This window comes from Clostridium intestinale (assembly GCF_035905475.1).
GTDB lineage: Bacteria > Bacillota > Clostridia > Clostridiales > Clostridiaceae > Clostridium_T > Clostridium_T intestinale.
The window spans coordinates 2,502,198-2,524,693 of record NZ_CP121166.1 but is presented as its reverse complement, the minus strand read 5'-3'; the positions used below and the strand labels follow the sequence as shown (position 1 = coordinate 2,524,693).

Here is a 22,496-nt window from a genome sequence, read left to right as displayed (position 1 = left end):
GAAAGGATGATGCCATGTGAAAATACTCTTAAAAAATGGGAAGATTTATGATGGAACAGGAAATAAACCTTACATAGGAAGTGTATTAATTGAGGATGAGAAAATAGTTAAAGTAGCTAAAGATATATTAGAGAGCGTGGATAAAACTTATGATTTAGAAGGTTTATCTCTATCCTCTGGATTTATAGATGCCCACTCCCACAATGATTGGTATGCAATAAAAAAAGAACCTCTACCTTACTTTAAGCAGTTTATAAATCAAGGGATAACCACATTTGTAACAGGAAACTGTGGGCTATCACAGGCTGGTTTTGAGGAAAACAGTCCTTATATTAAAAACATTGGTGGGGGGCTATTTTCCCATAAAGACGCAACAAAAGAATATGGTGATATGGAAGAGTTTTTTGAAGCAATACACAAAAACAATCCTTGTAATATTGCAGCCTTAATAGGGCATTGTTCAGTTAGAGCAGGACTTATTGGATTAGAAAATAAATCTTTAACTCAAGAGGAAGAAGAAAAAATGTTAAACATCTTAGAAAAAGCTTTAGAAGATGGAGCCTGTGGAATATCTTTAGGTTTAATGTATGAACCAGGTTTATACGCAGATACAAAGGAACTAAAAAAGGTTTCAGAGCTTTGTATAAAATATGATAAACCTCTTACAATTCATCCAAGAGCAAACTCCGCAGTTTCAATGGCATACCCTGAACTCTTTGGGCGTTCCCATTTATTAAGAGCAGTTGATGAACTTGTGGAAATATCAAAAGGCACAAACCTAAAGCTGCAGTATTCCCATGCAATATTTGTAGGAAGAAGATCCTTTAAAGATAAGGATGAATTTCTTTCAATAATTCATAAATTAGGTGAAGAGGGTGTGGATGTTGGGTTTGATATCTACCATGAATTAATGGGAGTATCAGTTATAACAGTAATTCTTCCAACATGGTATCAAGCCATGGACTTAAAAGAAAGAAGAAAACTAATCAATAAATTTAAACTATGGATTTTATGTAAGGCATCAAGTAAATTACTAGGATTTGGGTTTAAGGATATAGAAATAGCATATATAGGAGAAGGATATGAAAAGTTTGAAGGAAAAACAGTACATGAAATTGGGAAAGAATTAAATAAATCAGATTTAGATACCTACCTTTATTTATGTGAAAAAAGTGATTTTAAAGGAAGAGTAAATATGAAGCCCTATAGCACAGAAGAAATAATAAGCGAACTATCAAAGGAGGATAGCTGTATATACATGACAGATGCTTGGGTGGAAGATAAGGGAGTTCAAAATCCAGCTATATACGATTGTTTTCCCAAATTTCTAAGAGCCTCACTATTAGGAACAGGAGATAACATGGAGAAAACCATAAGGAAGATGACAGGACAAACCTCAGATAGATTTTCCCTAAAAGACAGAGGATACATCAAAGAAGGTTACTTTGGAGACATTACAATCTTTAATGAAGAGAAACTAAAAAATACCCTTCCAGATCAAAAGAAAGCCTTTGGAATAGAAAAAGTATTTATAAATGGAAAACTAGTATTAGAAAATGGACTCTTAGATGAAGAAGCCCTAAAAACTTCTGGTCATGCAGTAAAAAGTATAAGAGAAAGGAGGATAAAATGAAAAATAAAGATGATAACCTAAAAAGAGAAATCATTCGTGGAATTAAATTCGGTATATTCTCAATATCAGCAGGAATTATAGAAATAATATCTTTTTCAATCTTTAATGAATTAACAGACTGGCCTTACTGGCCAAGCTATGTGATAGCAGTAATACTATCAGTAATATGGAACTTCACATTAAATCGTAGATATACCTTTAAATCCGCAAACAATATAGCAGTAGCAATGACAAAAATCCTTGCCTTTTATCTAGTTTATATACCAGCATCAACCCTATTAGGAAACTATCTAGCAGACACCCTACACTGGAATGAATACCTAGTAACCCTCCTAAACATGGGAGCAAACTTCATATTAGAATTCCTATATGACCGATTTTATGTATTCAAAAAATCCATAGACACAAACCATCTAGCAAAGAAAAGCTCACTATAATATAGATCCTCTTAATTACTAGGGTTAATTAAGGGGATTTTGCACTGCTGTTCTCGGTAGAAGCATTTCTTAGGCATCAGTATAATTCTTTTAGCCTTTTAATAAAATTAGTACTCTATATAATATTTAAATAGTGGGATTTCTGTCACAAGTTATTGAAAAAATTTCAATTTTAAGGTTTTAAGAGGAGTTTAATGGAGCTTGGGAAGAAGCTCTAAAGGGCAGAGGTTAGAAGGGATTTAATGGAGAATTCCTGCGGAATCTCCTACAGGGCAGAAGTTAAAAGGAATTTAATGAAGCTTTTGAAAAGAAAAGCTTCTACAGGGCAGAGGTGCGTAATGTCCTAATGTCTTAATGTCGCAATATCTTAATATCACAATGTCGTAATATCGTAATGTCTTAATATCCTAATGTCACAATGTCGTAATGTCTTAATATCGCAATGTCGCAATGTCTTAATGTCGTAATGTCTTAATGTCGTAATGTCTTAATATCGCAATGTCTTAATGTCGTAATGTCGTAATGTCACAATGTCTTAATGTCGCAATGTCGTAATGTCTTAATATCGTAATGTCTTAATGTCGTAATGTCACAATGTCGTAATATCGTAATAACGCTATATCATAATATAGTAATTATATTGAATTATGTTGAGATTAAAAGGAATTTTATTAAATTAGTATCCTTTTAAGAACAGTTTTAATAGTATATAAGTATAGCGTAAAATGAGTCGAAAAATGCTTTTAAAGGGACTAATATCAAAGAATGTGATGAAATAATATATTGTGGAGATATTATTGGAATTGGAGCATTTCCAGAAGAAAGTAAGAAATTCTTTTACGGTGTTAAATATATATAAGTCTAAAGCTTAATTGGTAGTTAACTTCAACATAACCAGTAGTATTATGAGTTGGTAATAGGAAGCTATTGAACGGAGGATTTATATGTTATATTATTATAAATATAAGGAGCCAAGCCGCTCCTTATTAGTGTCTAACTTGACAATATGACTTAGCTGTTGTAAAATTAAAATCTACAATTAAATAATGCAATTTGCGTTTGAAAAACTTAAAATACCTAACATGGGGGCGTTTTGGCTTCGACGGGGGTAAGATGGGTTTGATAAGCGAGCCGGGGGAAGCATGGTCCCACGAGATCAACTATGCAATAAAGATAAACGCAGAAGACAATTTTGCATTAGCAGCTTAATATAGTTGCTCATCAGCCCAGGGTGCCCACGCCTTGGATCACTGGTGTCATTGAGTGGGAAACGAAGTTTAGCAAAGCTTTGAGCTAGAGGGGTATTTATGAAGCTACTGAAACAGGAAGTCTGTCTGTAGACGTCTTGTGGAGGGAATCCTAAATTACAGAATGCGCTCGGAGAAAGTCAAGCTGGTCTGCTTTCGGACAGGGGTTCGATACCCCTCGCCTCCACCATTGAACCCTGGACAGATTGTCTAGGGTTCTTATTATTTTTGGATATTTTGTATTTGTTTAAAATAAAAATGAGAAGGCTAATACTTTTTACAATATAATATGTAATTGCACAAAGGTAAATCCAAGTGTAAAACAACAGTATATAGAGGTGTTTTTTGTGAAAAAATTTTATTTTAATGATATAATAACTTGTTGGTGCATTTAGCACATATAGGGAGAGAATGATGGTAAAGAAAAAAATATCAGAAATATACAAGAATGAAGTAACCACAAAAAAGAACTTATTGGAAGCTATAGATGCTGTGAAGGCTTCAAAGAATACATTAAATGATGAAGATATGCAAAGCTTGTATAATGAAATTTATAACAGTATTGATGAAATGAAGGACAAAGTAAAAGCTAATACAATACTTTATTTGAAAAATCATCTAAAAAGCACCTTGGGTAAATATGTGAAAGACAAAGAAGAAAATAAAACAAGTCATTTTATTGAATTTTTTAAAAAAGCATATCCTCCAAATACAAGAAGAAAAGATTTTACTTGGGTTCTAATAGATATTAATAAAATATCTTATGAACAAATTTGGCATACCTTAACTTATATAAATAATTTGAATTTAAAGGGAAAGAAATTCACAAGCGAAGAAAAAGACGATATTATACCTATGATAGATAAGTTATTAAGCTCTGGTGATAGTAAATATATCAACCAGATAAAGAGTTTTTCAAGCCTTCAAAGTGAGCTTAATATCAAAATAGTGGTTGTAGAAAATGAAGATAACATATTAAAAACAAAGAAAATTAAATAATTCTTTGATTTGGTAAAATTGAAAATCTATTAACTGTAAAGGCAAACATTAATTTAAAAAATATGGGTGAAGTAACAACAGGATATATTATAGTAGATTGTATTGTATTTTAAAGGTTATGCTTCGCCTCCACCAAAAATCCACGATAGAAATATCGTGGATTTTTATATTTACAAATAGTGAAAATAAAACTTATATGGTAAAATTATGGTGTAAAACATGCGTAGTATGATATGACAATAAGATTTTTAATAACAAAGTAATTGTAGTAATTTCTTTAGTGAAAACAGCAGCTAGTATATTATTAGATGATAATTAAAATAAAAAAAGTTGGATGGTTATTATACATTTTTTTAGATAAAGAGAGGATGATTAACATTATTAAATTTGAAGAAGAAATTTTGCAAAGTGAAGAAGTGAGTGAAAATGAACTATATTCTAATATTATCCTGTTGGGGAAGTCAGAAGATAGGGAATCAATAGTTAAGTTAGAACATATATTAAAAATTAGATTCAAATATGAATATGATAAAAGGAAAATACCATATTTAACATGTTTAGCATTGATTAATAAAGGTGTTGATGGAATAAAAGTAATAAAGGACTGTATTATGGTAACATCTAGAGTCACATGGGCAAATGTTTTATTTAATACTTTGCTGCATTTAAGTAAAGGATTGCTCCCAAGAAAAGCAGTAGATGGTTTTGAAGATTTTGAAAGGAATATAAAAATTCATGATGAAATTATTATGGCATCTAAAAAATATCTATTAGACTTTTTCTATGAAGCTAAAAGTGATTACGATAAATTTACTATGATAACAAATTTTTTTTATATGGAAAGTAATTATGTGTTGTATAATCAGGAAAATCAGAAGGAATTAATAAAAAGTTTTTATAATTTAATTTCACAAACCAGTATAAATATTTCTTCAGGTATGATAGAAGAGTTTCAGGAGCTAATTCAACAAGATTTAAGAGAAGAAGAATATCAAATATTTTTAAATGAACATCCAGTGTTTTTAAATCCGTTGGCTAAAAGTATAATAGATAAAAGCAGATTAGGTGATGACTATATAACTGATTTTGTAATTCATTTGATAAATGAAGAGTATATATTAGTTGAAATAGAGAAACCTAAAGATAATATATTTACAGTTAATAATGACTTTACTAGTAAATTTACACATGCATTTGGACAAGTATTGGATTTTATTAATTGGATAGAGATTAATATATCATACGCACGAACAAAATTACCCGGAATAAAATCACCTAAGGGAATGTTGATTATGGGGCGAAGAAGTTCTATGTCAGAAGAACAAAAAGCAAAGTTAAAAAAGTATAATGAGAATAGTCATAGTATAGAAATACTAACATTTAATGATTTATTATTAAATTCAGAGAGGTTGTTGAAAAATTTACTTCAATGAAAGCAGAAATAAATTAAGTAATATTAAATTAATGAAATATAATATTAGATATAGTGGATATTAAAAGTTAGAACAATAATTATAATGGTATTAAAACTTAAATAGTAGCGTTTGTAAAAAATCAATATTTTTTAGTATAAAGCAACTGATATACAAGTAGATAAAAGATTGATAAATTCTACATATACATTGTATAGATGATTTTTAGATAATAGATAAAGGTCACGTATCGCCTCCACCATAAGAGAACCACCACAATATTGTGGTGGTTCTTCATTTTATCTTAATAAACCTGTTATAAAAATCTAATTTCTTTTCTAATAATTCCTCTGGATATCGTCCATTTCTTAGAGTTAAAGCTTTATGTGTTAATAATTAATATATTTAAGTAAATAAGTTTTATAATAGTGAAAATTTCCCTGAAAAGTACAAATTATGATATAATTAAATAACTTATATTACATAAAAGGAGAAAAGAATTAATGGAAGAAATCTACATAAGTAAATTGAGTGAATTTATGGATTATGTTGAAAAATTACCTCAGGAATTTACATTATCTAGAGGTCAATCTAACTTAAAATATAAACTATTGCCTGGAGCTTTGAGAAGAGATGAATCTGGAAATATGAAATATACAAGACAATCTATTGCAAATTTTTTAAAAGAGTTCAAAATTAATAGTCATAATTATATGGACAAACCATGGGATGTTAAAAATGATTATGAGTGGATGATTCACGCACAACATTATGGTATTCCAACAAGATTATTAGATTTTACAAGTTCACATATAATTTCATTAATGTTTTCTGTACAAAGTGCATTTAATAATAATGATGATATAGATGGGGTTGTTTGGTTTATAGATCCGCTTAAATTAAATAATTCTAGCTGCTGCAGATCTCAAATAATAGCACTGTCAGAAAAGGAGAGCATAAGTTTAGATGATTGTAATGGACCAATCGTAGTTCAAGGAAGAAAGTTAAATGATAGAATAAATGCTCAAAATGGTGTATTTATTTATTTTCAGGATAAGTCCGAAGCTTTAAATGATTTAATAAAAGATGAGTGTATTTTAAGAAAAGTTGTCATAAAAGGTACGAGTAAAAAAGACATTTTAGTTTCACTATACTCTATGGGAATTGGAATGACACAAATTTATCCAGAATTAAATTCAGTTGCGGAAGATATTCTTATGAGAGATAATATAAAACAGTATTTGATGGGGGAATAATATATGAACAAAAAATATAGAATAAATCCTAAAAATGAAGATACTTCTATTAAGGTTTTAATAGAAAATATTGATAAAGGATATGAATTACAAGAAATAAAGTCGGAGTTAACTGAAGAAGAAATTTTGAAATATAGTGGTTCTATAATAATAGCTCCGGATTACCAAAGAGAGTATAGATTTAAATTAGAAGATGAGGTTAAGCTTATAGAATCTGTTCTGTTAGGAATCCCTATACCACCAATTTTTTTAGCCACGGATAAATATAAGGGTGTAAGAGTTAAAAATGTAGTTGATGGACAACATAGATTAAGAGCACTTCATAGGTTTTATAATAATTCATTTAAATTGGATGGATTAGATTTATTAGAAAATATGAATGGAAATAGTTTTAATAATTTAGATATAGATACCAAAAGCGATTATTTAGATGCAAAGTTATTAACGATAACGTTTTCAGATTTTCCAGGATTGGAATTCGAAATGGAGATTTTTAGCAGATATAATAAAGGAACAAAACCATTATCACCACAAGAAATTAGGCATGCAGCATATAATTCAAAAATAAATGCTTACATAAATGATTTTGCATATCAATTATTTAAAGAAAAGTCACCAACTCAGCTATACGATGCGTATAATGCATCTAAAGATAGAATACAAAAAAAGAAAGTTCAGGAAGGTATTTTTGTTATATTGAGCATTTTAGAAAGTGGTATTAATATTACTTATGATAAATCATTGGTTTATGCGGAAGAATATATGAAAACAAAGAAAGAGTTAGAAAAAGAAGATGAAAATTTATCAAAATTAGATTTTCATAATACTGTAAAAACATTTGAACTGTTTAATAAATTTATTATAAGATTACAAGAAAAAATTAAATTTCCTTTCTCTAAAGAAATATATGGAATATCAAGTAGAAATTATAAATTTCAAATTTCTATAGCTATGATTCTAGCTGGAGTATTTAAAGAAAAGTTATTTAAAAGTGACTCTTTAAGTAGAATATTAGAGCTGGATGAAGAACGTGATTTATTTTTGAAAATAATGGAGGGAAATTTATTAAATTCATTTTTAGAGGACTCAGACTATAATGCATCAAGTACAAATTCTAAAAAGATAAAAGAACTAATTAATCATATTAAGTTATAATTTATAAAAATAAGTAAGTGACTTTATATAGATATAGAATCATTTGCTTTTATTGATGTATAACAAATATCTTTATAGCAAGAGGTATTCTTTGAGTCCCTCAAGCAACCCCAGGCATAAACAAGGTTGTTAAAATTAAGGTATATTTTAAATGCCCTGCTTCGCCCCCATCAAATAGTTAAATAAATTGTAATAAAATGCAAAGCCCCTGATTTCAAGGGCTTTATTTGTTTTTAAGTTGAGAGCATGCACTTTTTAATAAATAATACTCTCCATCTATAGTTTGTAAGAGAATAATATATTGACAATGATAATCAATTAGAATAAAATTAAATTGTGCAAAATATAATTTAAAATAAGCAGCTATTACTTATAGTTTTAGTCAGATGTTCATGTGAAAGATATAGAATTATAAGGAAGTAAGGTTGTGAATGTTCAAAGGAGTTTATTATGCAGATTATCTTAGATACTTTAGTTTTTGCTGTGGCGGTTGAACATATTTTTATAATGCTACTTGAGATATTTTTTATTAAATCATCAGTTGCTAGAAAAACTTTTAATATAGATAGTAAACTTCTTGATATTAATAATAATTTAGGAGGTTGTGTATTATGAATAATACAATAGATAAAATAAAAAATCATAGATCAATAAGACAATATCTAGATAAAGAGGTTCCAAATGAATTAATCGATGAAATTCTTAAAAGTGCTCAGGCTATGCCTAACTCAATTAATGGACAACAAACATCTGTTATAGTTGTAAGGGATAAAAAGAAGAGAGAAAAATTAGCAGAACTTGTTGGTAATCAACCATATGTTGCAAAGGCTCCAGTATTCTTAGTATTTGTGATGGATTTTTACAGAACTCATCTTGCAGGTGAAAAAACTGGCATGAAGCAGGTAATTCATGAAGATGTAGAAGGTATTCTTGCAGGATCTGTAGATGTTGGAATAGCATTAGGAGCTTCTGTTGTTGCTGCCGAATCCCTTGGACTTGGCACAGTACCTATTGGTGGTATCAGAAAAAATCCAGAAGAAGTTATAGAATTATTAGGATTACCTAAATATACTTTTCCAATGGTGGGATTAGTAGTTGGATATCCAGCTGATGAATCACATAAAAAACCTAGAGTTCCTTTTGAAAGTTTTAGGCATGATGAAGGTTATGATATAAAAGCTGTTGAAGACTCAATTAATGTTTATGATGAACAGATGGATAAATATCTAAAGGAAATTGGAAGAGTTGAGCAAGAAACAAACTGGAGTACTGTAACTTCAAGAGTTTATCAATCAGTTTATTATCCTAAGGTTAAAGAGGCTATTAATAAACAAGGATTAAAAACTAAATAATCGATTTTATTGTACATGAAACCCTGGACTAATTTGATTAGCTCAGGGTTTTTATTTTTTAGATTTTAAATTATCTTAGTGGGAACTACAACATAAATAAGTGAGCTTTTACTCTATAATTATTGAAAATAATTAGGGAAGGATGTTTTATAAGCTAAAATACTATATAATAAGTTTAGTATAAATTTTCAAAAAGATGTTATATTTGGCACATTTATTATATGGAGGAGATAAAATGATTACATATGAAATTCCTGAAATATTAAAAAAGTATGAAGATACAATAAGAAGCACTTACAGATATAGTAATGAAATAAGTTTTAAACGTGAAGAAACAAAACCCTGGGAGAGTAAGTTAGGCGGCTGTCCATATTTGAAAGAGCTTGAAGAGTATCCATTAGATGAAGATGGAGACCCTATGTTGTTTTTAGCACAGATAAATATATCAGATCTTGAGAAAATGGATGATTTACCAGAAAAGGGATTATTACAGTTTTTTGTTATGAATGATGATATGTTTGGTTTAGATAATCCCGTTGTTGTAAAATATATAGAAAACTATGAAGAGGATGAGAGATTTTTAATAAAGGAAAATCCATATGAAAATAATAAAGAATATAAGTCAAATCTTCCTTTTTCACATAATGGGAAAATGTATTTTGAAACAAGGGAAATGCCTATATCTTCTTCAATAGATTTATTTGAAGAAATTTTTAAGGATGAGCTTACAGCAGAAGAATATGAGAAGCTAAGTGATGATTGCTACAGTTGTGATAGTAGAGTTGGGGGTTATCCATATTTTGTTCAGCATGATGATTTAGGTTTTGATGATGAGGATTTCCTTTTATTACAGCTAGATATAGATGATGAATGTGGCATTATGTTTGGAGATTCTGGAAACTGTGTTTTCTCCATTCCCAAGGATGCTTTGAAGAATAGAGATTTTTCAAAAGTGGTATATGATTGGCAATGTTGTTAATGAGTAAGACAAGTTATAGGACACTTTTGAAGAGTTAGAATAGACTCCTTGCACCCATCAAATATCCTAGAGTACATACAAGATTCAATAAAAAACCACGACAATACCTGTATAAGTATTGTCGTGGTTTTTTATGCCCATGGATCTTATTTAAAAGATTTTTTAAATATTATTTACTAAAACAGTATTGAATTTAAAGAACTCATATCTATGGTGAGTTATTGAATATTCAAAAATCTTACCATTTTCTAAATAACATATTTTTTCAATTTCCATAATAAAGTCAGATTCAGTTAAGTTTAAATAACGTTGGTCGTTGGCATTAGCTTTATCACCTTCTATAGAGATGTGAGCACTTTGGATTTTAAGATTAAGTTCATTATTTATGTAATCATAAATTGATCCTTCTAAATGTTTTTCCTTTAGTCCAGGTATAACATAAATAGGCATATAAGTTTCTTCTAATATTTGAGGTTCGTTATCTACAGAACGTAATCTTAAGATTCTATATATATATTCGTCAGTTATATTAAGTTTTTCTGCAATATCTTTAGTTGGTGTAGTAATAGAAAAATCTATTACTGTTGATTTTAAGTGTTCTTTTCCAAACTTTTTAGAATAACTTGAAATTTGATTTAATTCTACAGTGGTCTTATTAGACAAATTTTCCTTAACATAGGTTCCTGAGCCTTGTCGTCTTATCAGCATCCCCTGTTGAACTAATAAGTCTAATGCTTTAGTAATTGTAAGTTTACTACAATTGTAATGTTCAGCTAAAGAGCTTCCATCTGGAATTTTTTCATTAGTTTTATAAGTATTATTATTTATCTTATCTTTTATATCTTCATATACTAATTTATATTTAGGTAGCATAGAATCTTCCTTTCTAAAATTGTTGCTATACATATTATATACTATATACAAATAAAAGTATATATTTATATATGCCTTTTATTAATTGATATATATCTTTTTTAAAAGATATATATCAATTAATAAAACATACTGATTATTTTTAAAAAGATATTGATTATTTTAGAAAAGAAATATATAATTGAACTTGAAAATGTTTTCTGATCGCGACGAGAAACATAATATATTAAGATGGGAGTTACTTATGAAGAAAATTTATAAATTTCCAGAAGGATTTTGGTGGGGAAGTGCCTCATCAGCGGAACAATCAGAAGGTAAGGGTAATACCGATAAGGGAAAAACAATTTGGGATTATTGGTTTCAGATAGAAAAGAGCAGATTTTATGATGAAGTTGGTCCAGATACAACATCAGATTTCTTCAATAGGTACGAAGATGATATAAAATTAATGAAAGAACTTGGACACAATTCATTTAGAATGTCTATTTCATGGGCTAGATTATTTCCAAACGGAGATGGAGAAGTTAGTGAAAAAGCGGTTGAATTTTATAATAAGGTAATTGATACATTTATAGCTAATGATGTAAAGCCTTTTATTAACTTATTTCACTTTGATATGCCATTAGTGATGCAAGATAAAGGAGGATGGGAAAGTAAAGATGTAGTTGAGGCATTTGTGAACTATGCAGATAAGTGTTTTGAACTATTTGGAGATAGAGCTGAACATTGGTTTACATTTAATGAACCTTTAGGACCAATACTTGGAGGTTACCTGCAAGACTTTCACTATCCAAACATAATAGATTTTAAAAGGGGAGCACAAGCCGCTTATTATACAATACTTGCACATGCAAAAGTTATTGAAAGATTTAAAAAACACAACTTAAAATCTAAAATTGGTGTAATACTAAATCTTAGTCCAACCTATCCAAGAAGTTCTAATAAGTATGATGTTGAGGCGGCAGAATATTGTGATTTATTTTATAATAGAAGCTTTTTAGATCCTTGTGTAAAAGGGGAGTTTCCTAAGAAATTAGTAGACCTTCTTAAAGAATACAATCAAATGCCTATATATACAGATGAGGAATTGAAGATAATTAAAGATAATACAGCACAGATTTTAGGATTAAATTACTATGAACCAAGAAGAGCGAAAGCAAGAGAAAATGCCGTAAATCCTAATTCTCCATTTATGCCAGAATGGTTTTTTGATTCATATGTAATGCCAGGAAGAAAGTTTAATAGCTATAGAGGTTGGGAAATATACGAGAAGGGAATACTGGATCTTTGCAAGGATGTAAAAGAGAATTATGGAAATATAGAAGCTTTTATTTCTGAAAATGGTATGGGTGTCACAGACGAAGAACGTTTTATTGAAAATGGACAAGTTAATGATGAATACAGAATTGAATTTATTAAAGGTCATTTAAAATATGTTCATAAAGCAATTGAAGAAGGATGCAATATAAAAGGATATCACCTTTGGACATTCATTGATTGCTGGTCATGGATGAACGCATATAAAAATAGATATGGTCTAGTTAGTTTAGATTTAAAAACTCAAAAGAGAACAGTAAAGAAAAGTGGAGAGTTTTATAAATTATTAGGCGAAAATAATGGTTTTGAAGAATAAGAAGGAGGAATATAGAATGAATAAATTCTTTAATAAACTAGGAATGTTATCACAAAAATTAGGTGGACAAATTCACTTAAGGTCACTTAGAGATGCATTTGCATCGCTAATTCCATTTATAATTATTGCAGGTTTAATGATTTTCTTTAACTATGTTGTTATTGAACCAACAGGATTTATGTCTAATATAATTAACTCAGCAACATTAACTACTTGGCAAGATGTTGGAACCTCTATTACTAACGGTACTCTAAATTTCTTAGCAATATTGCTAGCTGGTGCATGTGCATATCATTTAGCATTAAATAGAAAATTTGAAAACCCAATTGCTCCAACGCTTTTGGCTATCTCAATATTTGTTATTATGTTACCATTTATAACTACAGTTACACCAGTAGGTGCTAAAGAAGCAGTTCAGGTTGCAGGTGTTATTTCTTTTGGGTCTACTAATTCAGGAGGAATGTTTGTAGGAATAATTGCCGCTATATTATCTACGGAATTTTTTATTTGGCTAACTAAAAATGAAAAACTTAAGATTAACATAGGTGGGGAATCAGTACCTCCAGCTGTTACAAAATCATTTAATGTCTTAATTCCTATAATGATTACTATTCTAACTTTTGCTATAGTATCATTTGCAATAAAGCAACTTTTTGGAACAGATATAAATTCTTTAATTTTAAAAACAATACAAAGACCACTAGTGGGACTAGTTACTAGCTTACCAGGATTTATAATATTAATGTTATTATCTAATTTACTATTTGCAATAGGGATACATCCAGGCGGAGTAATTGCTCCAATTATGGATCCAGTATTATATACGACTATGAATGAGAATATGATTGCTTTTTCTCAAGGTCAACCAATACCTAATATAATAAACATGGCATTTAAGGATACATTTGGAGTAATGGGTGGTTCTGGTAATACTATCGCATTGTTAATTGCTATATTTTTATTCTCTAAGAGAAAAGATTATAGAGACATAGCTAAACTTTCTACAGCACCAGGGATATTCAATATTAATGAACCAGTTATATTCGGGTTACCAATAGTATTTGATTTAACACTAATGATACCTTTTGTATTGGCTTCCCCAATTTGTTTAACAGCGGCATATTTTGTAACTAAGATAGGCTTAATGTCACCTGTAGTAATTCAAACACCTTGGACTACTCCACCAGTTTTATCAGGATTTTTAGCAACAGGCGGTGATTGGAGAGCTTCGGTATTCCAAATAATTATGATTGGACTTACAGTTTTATTATATATTCCTTTCTTAAAGATTTCAGAGAAAAAAGCAGTTGAATAAGAAGAAACAAGTATAAGCAGATAAAAGGAGATGTTTTAATGAAAAAGATATTGTTAGTTTGTAATGCAGGAATGTCAACATCAATATTAGTACAAAAGATGAAGAAAGTAGCTGAACAAAAAAGCATAGAGGTAATAATAGAGGCTATACCGTCAACAGATTTATCTCAATTTTGGCAAAGCTCAGATGTAATTCTAATAGGACCTCAAATTGGATTTATGAAAGATAGTATAAAAGAAACAGTAGAAAATAAGATACCAGTAGAAGTTATTAATATGGTTGATTATGGAAGAATGAATGCAGATAAAGTTCTAGCTTTAGCTATAGATTTAATAAAATAAGGTGGTTTGAAATGGACGGAATGGAACTAATTGCTTTCAATATTATCAGTAATGTTGGAACAGCAAAGAGCATGGGAATTCAGGCATTAATTAAAGGACGAGAAGGAAAAGAAAAAGAAGCAGAAAAATTACTTGAAGATGCAGCTTCGTTTTTGAAAGAAGGACATAAGCCACATGCACATCTTATACAAGAGGAAGCAAAGGGAAATAAACAAGAGCTTTCGCTAATACTTATGCATGCAGAAGACCAATTAATGGCATCAGAAATAATTTTATCTTTAGCTAAAGAGATATTATATATGCAGACAGAAATTAATGATTTAAAGAACAGGTAGTAAAAGAATAATATGAAAAAATAGAGCAAGTGATTGTATTTACATACATAGTCACTTGCTTTTATTATTGATGTGAATTGTATAAAAACCGCATAAAATATCACTCATCATCATTTTTAGGATGATACAATTAAATTACTTAGTTATTAATAAAGTGATAGGAGTGATTATTATGATGGAAGATACTCTTAGACGTTATAAAGAGCATGATATTATGACAGAAATTAAAACAATGAAACATATGGTTAGGGGCGTTGAAAAGGACATAAAAACTATTGTGGATTATGTTCAAAATATATTACTTCATCAGCATTGGAGCGAAGCTTATGGATTGAAACTTACAGAGGAAAGAAAGCAAGAGCCCTTTATAAGAAGTTTTGAAGACAAACTGATTTTCTTAAGCAAACTTGGGTATAATCATATATCAGAGCAAAAGTCTAATGAAAGTAAAATGATAGGAATATGTCGAGATTTTTCTGTAGTTTCAGCTGCACTTTGCAGGGAGGTTGGGATTCCTGCAAGAGCAAGATGCGGTTTTGCTAGTTATTTTGAGAAAGGAAAATATATTGATCATTGGGTGCTTGAATATTGGAACGAAGATAAGAAACAGTGGGTAATGGTAGATGCGCAGCTAGATACCCTTCAGCAAAAGGAACTAAAGATTAATTTTAACCCTTTAGATGTAAGTGAAGAATATTTTATAACAGGACCAAGAGCTTGGCTAATGTGTAGAGAAGGATTAATTAATCCAGAGTTATTTGGAATTTTTAAATGGTGGGGATATGACTATTTAAGGTGCAACTTAATTTTAGATGTTAATTCATTATTAAAGATTCCAATGCAGCCATGGGATATGTGGGAAGGTTATAAAAGTATGGCAATAGAAAAGTGGAGCGAGGAAGACTATGAGGTAATGGATAATCTATCTAGACTTGCTCTGAATGTTGATATTAACTATGACTCCTTATATAAATATGTGCTGATAAATGGTAAGATAAAAGTACCTGAGGATTTAGGAAAGGTTATAATAGTCTAGAATAAGGGGATAAATATGTCTTATATAGATTCCATGGAAAAAGCATTAGTTTATATAGAAAGTCACTTGCAGGATGATATTGATTTATCTTCTATTGCAAAAGAAGCAGGATATTCTCTTTATCATTTTCATCGTATTTTTAAAGGCGTTGTAGGTGATTCAATCAAGGATTATATTAGGAAGAGAAGAATTACTGAAGCTGCAAAGGAACTAGTGGGTACAAATAGGTCTATTGTGGAAATAGGTATAAGTTATGGGTACGAATCAAGAGAGGCATTTAGTAGAGCCTTTGAAAAAGTTTATGGAAGAAACCCTTCAGAGGTAAGAAGAGATAACTTGCTTTATTTTATAAGAGAGCCAATGAACTTTGATTACATGATGTTTCAGTTGAAGTTAAGAAAAGAAGGATTAACACCTTTATTTCGAAAGCTCCCTGAAAGATATGTGGTAGGTAAGAAGTGGAAGGTAAAAGCAGATGGTAGTAATCTTCAAGACATACCATTGTTTTGGCATAAGTGGAATATCGAAAAAGAGAGTGAAAAAATAATAGAGCGTAAATATACTGATGAAATTATGGGTATTTGTATATTTTCACAGGATGATGTTTTTGAGTATATGATAGGTCACGAGGTTAAGAGTATAGAAAGTATTCCTGAGGGTATGGTGCTCCATAAATTAGAACAATCCTTTTATGCAGTCTTTAGAAGTATGGGACCAATAACAGAAAGTGTACAAAAAACTTGGGACTACATATATTCAATATGGTTAAATGAATCAGAATATAAACACAGAAACACTGATGATATCGAATATTACTTTTATAATAACGGTGAACTTGTTGCTGAACTTTATATACCTATTATAATAAGATAAAGCCTATAAGTTTACTGATTATGGTATTATATCATTAATAAGGTCTTGAAGACGTAATAAATAGTGAAAATATGATGGGAAATGGAGTGATAACTTGAAGATTTATATTTCAGCTGATATTGAAGGAATAAGTGGGGTTGTAAGTAAAACTCAGCTTAGTCCAGAGGGATATGATTATCAAAGAGCAAGAATGCTTATGACAAAAGAGGTTAATGCAGCTATTGAGGGTGCTATTGAAGCTGGGGCAAAGCAGATAGTAGTAAATGATTCTCATGGACCTATGACTAATATTATTATAGAAGCTTTAAATCCAAAAGCAAATCTAATAACTGGTACACCTAAAAGGTTTGGAATGATGGAAGGAATTGATGATTCCTATGATGGGGTTATTCTGATTGGATATCATTCTAAGATGAATTCCCCCGGGGTTCTAGCTCACTCATATCATGGAGGAGTTGTTTCAGATATAAAAATTAATGGGAAAAGTGTCGGAGAGTTTGGCATTAATGCTTTTGTTGCTGCTTACTTTAATGTTCCTGTAGTTTTGGTCTCAGGTGATAACATATTATCTGATGAAGTTTCAGCCATAAATGATAAAATAGAAAAAGTTGTTGTAAAAACAACTCAAGGAAGATATGCGGCTAAGTGTATATCTCCAGAAATAGTTCATGATATGATTAAAGTAAAGGTTAAAACAGCCTTATCAAAGATTGATAATATACCTTCAACTACAGTCAGTGGGGCAATTGAGTTAAAAGTTAGTTTTTTAAATAGTGGTTTAGCTGAAGTTGCATCAATTATGCCTCATACAGAATTAATTGAGCCTAATGTTGTTTTATATAATGCAGATAATATTATAGAAAGCTACAGAGCTTTAATGGCAATGATTCATATAGCGAGTTCTATAAATTAGTATATTATTGTAGCCTGTAATATAAAGGAGTTATTGTAAATCTAGATTTCTAGAGAGACAATACCTCCTTTATTACTTTACACAATAATTAGTTGAATAACTTTAATATTTGATAATATAAATTTTGAAGGAATTTGGTAAATTTTAACGAATATGACTATTGATATGGTGAAGACTATTAATAATATAATTAATTAAAAGGGTGAAGGGGTATTAAAATGAGAAATGTAGTAATAACAGGAAGTACTCGTGGTTTGGGTTTTGAAATGGCTAAGAGATTTTTGAGGGAAGGGTGTAATGTGACTATTTCAGGATCAAAGCCTGAATCATTTGATAATGTAAAAGAAAAACTTAATGGTTATAATGACAAATATATATACATCACTTGTAATGTTAAAAACAAAGAGGATATTAGAAACTTATGGATGAAATCAGTTGATAAATGGGGGAGTGTAGATATATGGATTAATAATGCAGGTCAGAATTGCCCTCGTGAATCTTTTTGGAATACACCGGATGAGTATGTTGATGCAGTTGTGGATACAAATATCAAGGGAGTTATGTATGGTTCTAAGATTGCAGCTGAAAATATGATTAAACAAGGACATGGACAGATATGGAATATGGAAGGTTTAGGCTCAAATGACATGATTATTGAGCAGACTATTCTATATGGTACATCTAAACGAGCACTTACTTATTTTACTAAGGGGCTGGCTAAGGAATTAAAGGATTCACCTGTAAAAGTAGGCAGACTGTCACCAGGAATGATGCTTACTGATTTATTACCAAGTCACCTACTGGCGAAGTTTCATCTGTTACACAAGATGATGAATTTAGAAAAGTTTTTAATACTCTTGCAGATACGCCTGAAACAGTAGCTAATTTCTTCGTTCCTAGAATTCTTAGTAATACAAAGCAAGATGCACATTTAGTTTGGCTTACAAATATGAAGTCGGCTAAAAGATTTATGATGTCTCCTTTTAATAAGAGAAAGCTTATATAGTAAATTTATTTAATTAATAGATTAGAAAAATACACCTATAGATTAAACTGTAGGTGTATTTTTAATATAATTAACAGGTTTGATAAAAATCTATTGTTTAGTTTTTTACTATAGACTTAACTTTATAGTAACTTAACAAGCTTTTCTAATGTTTCAGACAGTTCTTTTGCTAGCATAAAGTCTTTAACTCTTAAGGCGGCTTCTATTTGTGTTTCAACTAATTTTTTATTTTGTTCAATTTCTAAATAGTCTTTGCCAAAGTGATTAGCATAGATTCTTTGTCTAAATTTACGCATACGCACTTTTCTAATTGTCTTATCTTCAATGATTAAAACAGAATCCATACAGTTTACTACTGTATAGAAATCATGAGAAATCATTAAGATAGCGCCTTTATAGTTTTTTATAGCTTTTTCTAGTGCTATTTGTGAATATGTATCTAAATGACTTGTAGGTTCATCAAGTAGCAGTATATTTGCTTGACTTGCAGAGATTTTAGCTAATTGAAGCATGTTTTTTTCTCCACCAGATAAAGCGCTTATTTTCTGATTAACAGATTCTTCATCAAAACCATAGTCTAAAACATGAGCTTTAATATCATCACGAGTTTTAAAACCAGCATCAAAGAACTCTTCAAGTATTGTATTAGATTCATTTAGTGTTTTGTTTTGAAGCTGAGATAAATAAGCTACTGTAGCATTTTCATTTATTTTTATAGCAGGATGATTATTTTCAAAGATTTCTTGTAGTAAAGTGGTTTTCCCTGTACCATTTGAACCTATAATAGCTATTTTTTCAGTAGGATTAAGTTCAAAGTTAACATTTTCTAAAAGCACATCATCAAAGGAAACACTATAATCATTAACTTCTAAAGCAAGACCCTCTTTAATTTCATCATATGTAAATAGATTGATATTAGGTTCTTTAATCTCTATAAATGGCGCCTTAATTCTACGTTTTTCTAATCTTTCTTGGATTTTAACTCTAGCGTTTAATGTTCTTCCTCTAAATGCTTCGGCATTATCAGTTGCTATATCTCTTAGTTTCTTTATTAAGAGTTCGTTTCTAGCAATTTCTGCATCATCTTCAGCAGCAAGTTCTTGAAGTTCTATTTTTGTTTGAAGTAAGGAGAAGTTATAATCTATATAGCTTCCATCAAACTCTTGTATTTCCATATTTTCAAGATGAAGAATTTTATTAAAACAATGATTTAGTAAATATCTGTTGTGAGTAATCACTAACATTGTTCCTTGATGTGAGTTGATTAGATCTTTAAGAGATTTTAGATTCTCAAAGTCTAAAAATACATCAGGTTCATCCATAATAATTAAGCTTGGATTATTTAACATTGCCTTAACTACTTGAATAAGTTTAAATTGTCCACCACTAAGCTCAGACATCATTGAATTTTTATACTTAATTAAATCTGTAAGATTTAGTTGTTTATCTATAGTATTTTCGAAATCATTACCACCAATTGCGTCAAAGGCATCTAAAGCTTCTTGGTACTTTTCTAATAAAGTATCAATATCTAAAGAAGTTTCCATTTCAGTGCATATAGCTGTTATTTCATTTTGTAGTTTAATGAAATCTTCTCCTATATATTCGAAAACTGTAACATCTTTCCCTTCATCTAACTTAGGGAATTGACTTACATAACCAATTCTACAATTAGGGTCTATATCTAGGATGCCATCAAACATATATTTTTCTGGATCCATTATCATATCTATAAGTGTACTCTTTCCACTACCATTTGTTCCTATAAAGGCACAATGTTGATATTCTTCTAATGTAAATGAAATATTATTATATAGATCTTTTTGTGGATATGAGTAGTATAAGTTGTAAGCTTTTATCATATTATTACCTCTCTTTGTAAATAAAAAAGAGCCTATAAAAATAAGCTCTTAGTATATTAATTTACTAATTTTGATTTCACACTTAGGTTTATTTAAAAAATATTTTATTAAGTTTAACATTGATAGCATAACACCTTTTTTTACTAAGTTCAATGATTTCATACAATAAACTTTCTTATAAATTATGGTAGAGTCATTGACAAAGAATTTAGATGTAATTAAGATGAAATTAGTTGATGCAATAATTTATAAAAGGGGTATGATTATGAAGAAAATGAAAAAACTAGCAGTGGGGTTAATTTTAATTATATCAACAACAATGCTATATGGATGTTGGTTTGAAACACCTAGAGTTAATACAGATAGCTACTTTGGAGATGTCAAAAAAGGTCGAACTGATATTCAAAAGTTATTTACCATGATGGAAGAAGAATCAAATCAAAATATTAAGAGAGATTTTAACGGGAATAGTTTTTCAGAAGAAACTCAAAATAAATTATTGAAAAAGCTAAAGGGTATAGATTATAAGATAGAGAGTGAAAATATTGATGGGGATAGAGCTAGGGTTAGGGCTAATATAAAAGGTATGGATTTTAATATTATTGTAGGAAAGGCTATGGAAGAAACTTTTAGTTACATACATGAGCAAGCTCTTTCTGGAGTTCAAATATCTGAGAAAGAAAAAAATGCTTATTTTGATAATTTGGTGAACAAATATTTAGATCAAGTTACTTATAGTGATAGAGTATCATATATTGATGTGGAAAAGGTTGATAAAGATTGGATAGTTAAAGAAAGTGCTTCAATATCAAAACTGTTATTAGGAATTGATGAATATACTTTCGGTAGTGAAAATCAAGATTCAGAAGCAGTACAAGCAATGAGCTTAAACACTCCATTTACAGTAAAAACTGAAATGGGAAATTATAATTTAACTATTGAAGGTGCAAAAGCAATAGGTGCAGGTAAGTGGTATGAATTTGGTGTTAATCAAGTAGTTTTAGATTATAATTATGAAAATATAAGCTTTGGGGTAAATAACGTTACTATGCTTTATATTGGTGAATCTGCCTTTCAAGTTTTAGATGATGAAGGAAATATTGTTGATACATATCCAACATCTGAGGAAAGTAGGATACCTGAAAATATTGGAATAGGAGAAAAGTGTTCAGCAACTGTAACATTTAAGCTTAAAAGTGATAGCAAAAACTTAAATGTTGTATTTACAAGAGGAAGTCGAAAAATATGCAAGATAACAGTTCCAATTAATTAAATATATATGAAATAGATATAGAACATATTGGTTTTTAGAAATAGATGTGATAATATTTAGTAAGAAAATAGTCGGATTTTGTAACATATAAATAGATTGGAGAGACGTTTATGATAATCGATAAAATGGACAATATCTTATTGTATAAATCAATGGTGCCTAATTTAGAGGTTGGTTTAAATGCTATAAAACAATTAGAGGTTTTTGAAGAAGGCAAGTATACCTTTGAAGGTGGATTTTACATGATTCAAAAAGGTGAAACTAAATCTTTAGATGAGGGAACTTTTGAAGCTCATCGTAAGTATATAGATATTCAAATTCTTGTAGATGGTAGTGAAGAGATTGCATGGGCAGATATTAAAGATCTTACTACAGTAATTGAATATGATGATACAAAAGATGCAGAACGTTTCGAAGGAGACAGGAGTCACAATATTCTTGTATCAAAAGGTATGTTTTACATAGCATTTCCTCATGATGCACACAGAGCAACAGGACATACAACTGAAAAACACAGTTACACTAAAATAGTAATGAAATTGCCAGTGGAAGCTTAATAAATATAA

The 22,496-nt window shown here is 29.7% G+C and carries 21 protein-coding genes and 1 other RNA gene; 20 read left to right on the top strand and 2 right to left on the bottom strand.

Features of this window, described 5'->3' with window-relative positions; translation table 11 throughout:
* The first annotated feature begins 16 nt into the window (after positions 1–16).
* The 10 genes from P8F83_RS13120 to P8F83_RS13075 all read left to right on the top strand — a co-directional run bounded on the left by P8F83_RS13120 (position 17) and on the right by P8F83_RS13075 (position 10,470).
* Positions 17–1,633: an N-acyl-D-amino-acid deacylase family protein gene (locus P8F83_RS13120; protein WP_326511510.1), complete on the top strand. Its 1,617-nt coding sequence runs from the start codon at positions 17–19 to the stop codon at positions 1,631–1,633.
* Positions 1,630–2,070, top strand: a complete 441-nt coding sequence (locus P8F83_RS13115; RefSeq protein ID WP_326511509.1) for a GtrA family protein — start codon at positions 1,630–1,632, stop codon at positions 2,068–2,070. Before P8F83_RS13120 ends, P8F83_RS13115 begins: the two co-directional genes overlap by 4 nt.
* A 1,084-nt stretch (positions 2,071–3,154) precedes the next feature.
* Positions 3,155–3,507: a transfer-messenger RNA gene (gene ssrA / locus P8F83_RS13110) on the top strand.
* A 224-nt stretch (positions 3,508–3,731) separates the two neighbouring features.
* Positions 3,732–4,316 (top strand): hypothetical protein, encoded by a 585-nt coding sequence (locus P8F83_RS13105; RefSeq protein ID WP_326511508.1) that lies wholly within the window; start codon positions 3,732–3,734, stop codon positions 4,314–4,316.
* 308 nt (positions 4,317–4,624) lie between these two features.
* A complete protein-coding gene (locus P8F83_RS13100) occupies positions 4,625–5,749 on the top strand; it encodes a Shedu anti-phage system protein SduA domain-containing protein (RefSeq protein WP_326511507.1) in 1,125 nt (374 codons plus the stop codon).
* A 482-nt stretch (positions 5,750–6,231) separates the two neighbouring features.
* A complete protein-coding gene (locus P8F83_RS13095) occupies positions 6,232–6,984 on the top strand; it encodes an FRG domain-containing protein (RefSeq protein WP_326511506.1) in 753 nt (250 codons plus the stop codon).
* Positions 6,985–6,987: 3 nt separating this feature from the next.
* Positions 6,988–8,139 (top strand): DUF262 domain-containing protein, encoded by a 1,152-nt coding sequence (locus P8F83_RS13090; protein WP_326511505.1) that lies wholly within the window; start codon positions 6,988–6,990, stop codon positions 8,137–8,139.
* A 450-nt stretch (positions 8,140–8,589) separates the two neighbouring features.
* On the top strand, positions 8,590–8,754 hold the full coding sequence (locus P8F83_RS13085) for a DUF1304 family protein (protein WP_326511504.1): 165 nt from the start codon (positions 8,590–8,592) through the stop codon (positions 8,752–8,754).
* Positions 8,751–9,491, top strand: coding sequence for an NADPH-dependent oxidoreductase (locus P8F83_RS13080; RefSeq protein ID WP_326511503.1), 741 nt, complete (start codon positions 8,751–8,753; stop codon positions 9,489–9,491). Before P8F83_RS13085 ends, P8F83_RS13080 begins: the two co-directional genes overlap by 4 nt.
* 235 nt (positions 9,492–9,726) lie before the next feature.
* The gene (locus P8F83_RS13075; protein ID WP_326511502.1) at positions 9,727–10,470 is read left to right on the top strand and encodes a YwqG family protein; all 744 of its coding nucleotides are present in this window, start codon (positions 9,727–9,729) and stop codon (positions 10,468–10,470) included.
* A gap of 162 nt (positions 10,471–10,632) precedes the next feature.
* Here P8F83_RS13075 and P8F83_RS13070 read toward each other — a convergent pair whose 3' ends face one another.
* Positions 10,633–11,376, bottom strand: coding sequence for a GntR family transcriptional regulator (locus tag P8F83_RS13070; RefSeq protein WP_326511501.1), 744 nt, complete (start codon positions 11,374–11,376; stop codon positions 10,633–10,635).
* A 211-nt stretch (positions 11,377–11,587) separates the two neighbouring features.
* On the opposite strand from P8F83_RS13070, the gene P8F83_RS13065 reads away from it, so the two are divergent.
* From P8F83_RS13065 to P8F83_RS13030, 8 genes are all read left to right on the top strand, one after another.
* Positions 11,588–12,976: a glycoside hydrolase family 1 protein gene (locus tag P8F83_RS13065; protein ID WP_326511500.1), complete on the top strand. Its 1,389-nt coding sequence runs from the start codon at positions 11,588–11,590 to the stop codon at positions 12,974–12,976.
* Between the two features lie 16 nt (positions 12,977–12,992).
* The gene (locus tag P8F83_RS13060) at positions 12,993–14,291 is read left to right on the top strand and encodes a PTS sugar transporter subunit IIC (protein WP_326511499.1); all 1,299 of its coding nucleotides are present in this window, start codon (positions 12,993–12,995) and stop codon (positions 14,289–14,291) included.
* Between the two features lie 38 nt (positions 14,292–14,329).
* Positions 14,330–14,632: a PTS sugar transporter subunit IIB gene (locus P8F83_RS13055; protein ID WP_326511498.1), complete on the top strand. Its 303-nt coding sequence runs from the start codon at positions 14,330–14,332 to the stop codon at positions 14,630–14,632.
* 11 nt (positions 14,633–14,643) lie between these two features.
* Positions 14,644–14,967 (top strand): PTS sugar transporter subunit IIA, encoded by a 324-nt coding sequence (locus P8F83_RS13050; protein WP_326511497.1) that lies wholly within the window; start codon positions 14,644–14,646, stop codon positions 14,965–14,967.
* Positions 14,968–15,139: 172 nt separating this feature from the next.
* Positions 15,140–16,003, top strand: coding sequence for a transglutaminase-like domain-containing protein (locus tag P8F83_RS13045; protein WP_326511496.1), 864 nt, complete (start codon positions 15,140–15,142; stop codon positions 16,001–16,003).
* Positions 16,004–16,018: 15 nt separating this feature from the next.
* Positions 16,019–16,876, top strand: coding sequence for an AraC family transcriptional regulator (locus P8F83_RS13040; protein WP_326511495.1), 858 nt, complete (start codon positions 16,019–16,021; stop codon positions 16,874–16,876).
* Positions 16,877–16,970: 94 nt separating this feature from the next.
* Positions 16,971–17,789 (top strand): M55 family metallopeptidase, encoded by an 819-nt coding sequence (locus P8F83_RS13035; RefSeq protein WP_326511494.1) that lies wholly within the window; start codon positions 16,971–16,973, stop codon positions 17,787–17,789.
* Between the two features lie 218 nt (positions 17,790–18,007).
* Positions 18,008–18,670 (top strand): SDR family NAD(P)-dependent oxidoreductase, encoded by a 663-nt coding sequence (locus tag P8F83_RS13030; RefSeq protein WP_326511493.1) that lies wholly within the window; start codon positions 18,008–18,010, stop codon positions 18,668–18,670.
* A gap of 247 nt (positions 18,671–18,917) precedes the next feature.
* On the opposite strand, the gene P8F83_RS13025 is transcribed toward P8F83_RS13030, so the two are convergent.
* Positions 18,918–20,657 carry an ABC-F family ATP-binding cassette domain-containing protein gene (locus P8F83_RS13025; protein ID WP_326511492.1) on the bottom strand — a complete coding sequence of 580 codons (1,740 nt, stop codon included), beginning with the start codon at positions 20,655–20,657 and terminating at the stop codon, positions 18,918–18,920.
* A gap of 265 nt (positions 20,658–20,922) precedes the next feature.
* On the opposite strand from P8F83_RS13025, the gene P8F83_RS13020 reads away from it, so the two are divergent.
* Both P8F83_RS13020 and P8F83_RS13015 read left to right on the top strand, forming a co-directional pair.
* Positions 20,923–21,930 (top strand): hypothetical protein, encoded by a 1,008-nt coding sequence (locus P8F83_RS13020; RefSeq protein WP_326511491.1) that lies wholly within the window; start codon positions 20,923–20,925, stop codon positions 21,928–21,930.
* Positions 21,931–22,040: 110 nt separating this feature from the next.
* Complete coding sequence (locus tag P8F83_RS13015; protein ID WP_326511490.1) at positions 22,041–22,487, top strand: NanQ anomerase/TabA/YiaL family protein; 447 nt, start codon at positions 22,041–22,043, stop codon at positions 22,485–22,487.
* Positions 22,488–22,496: the final 9 nt, after the last annotated feature.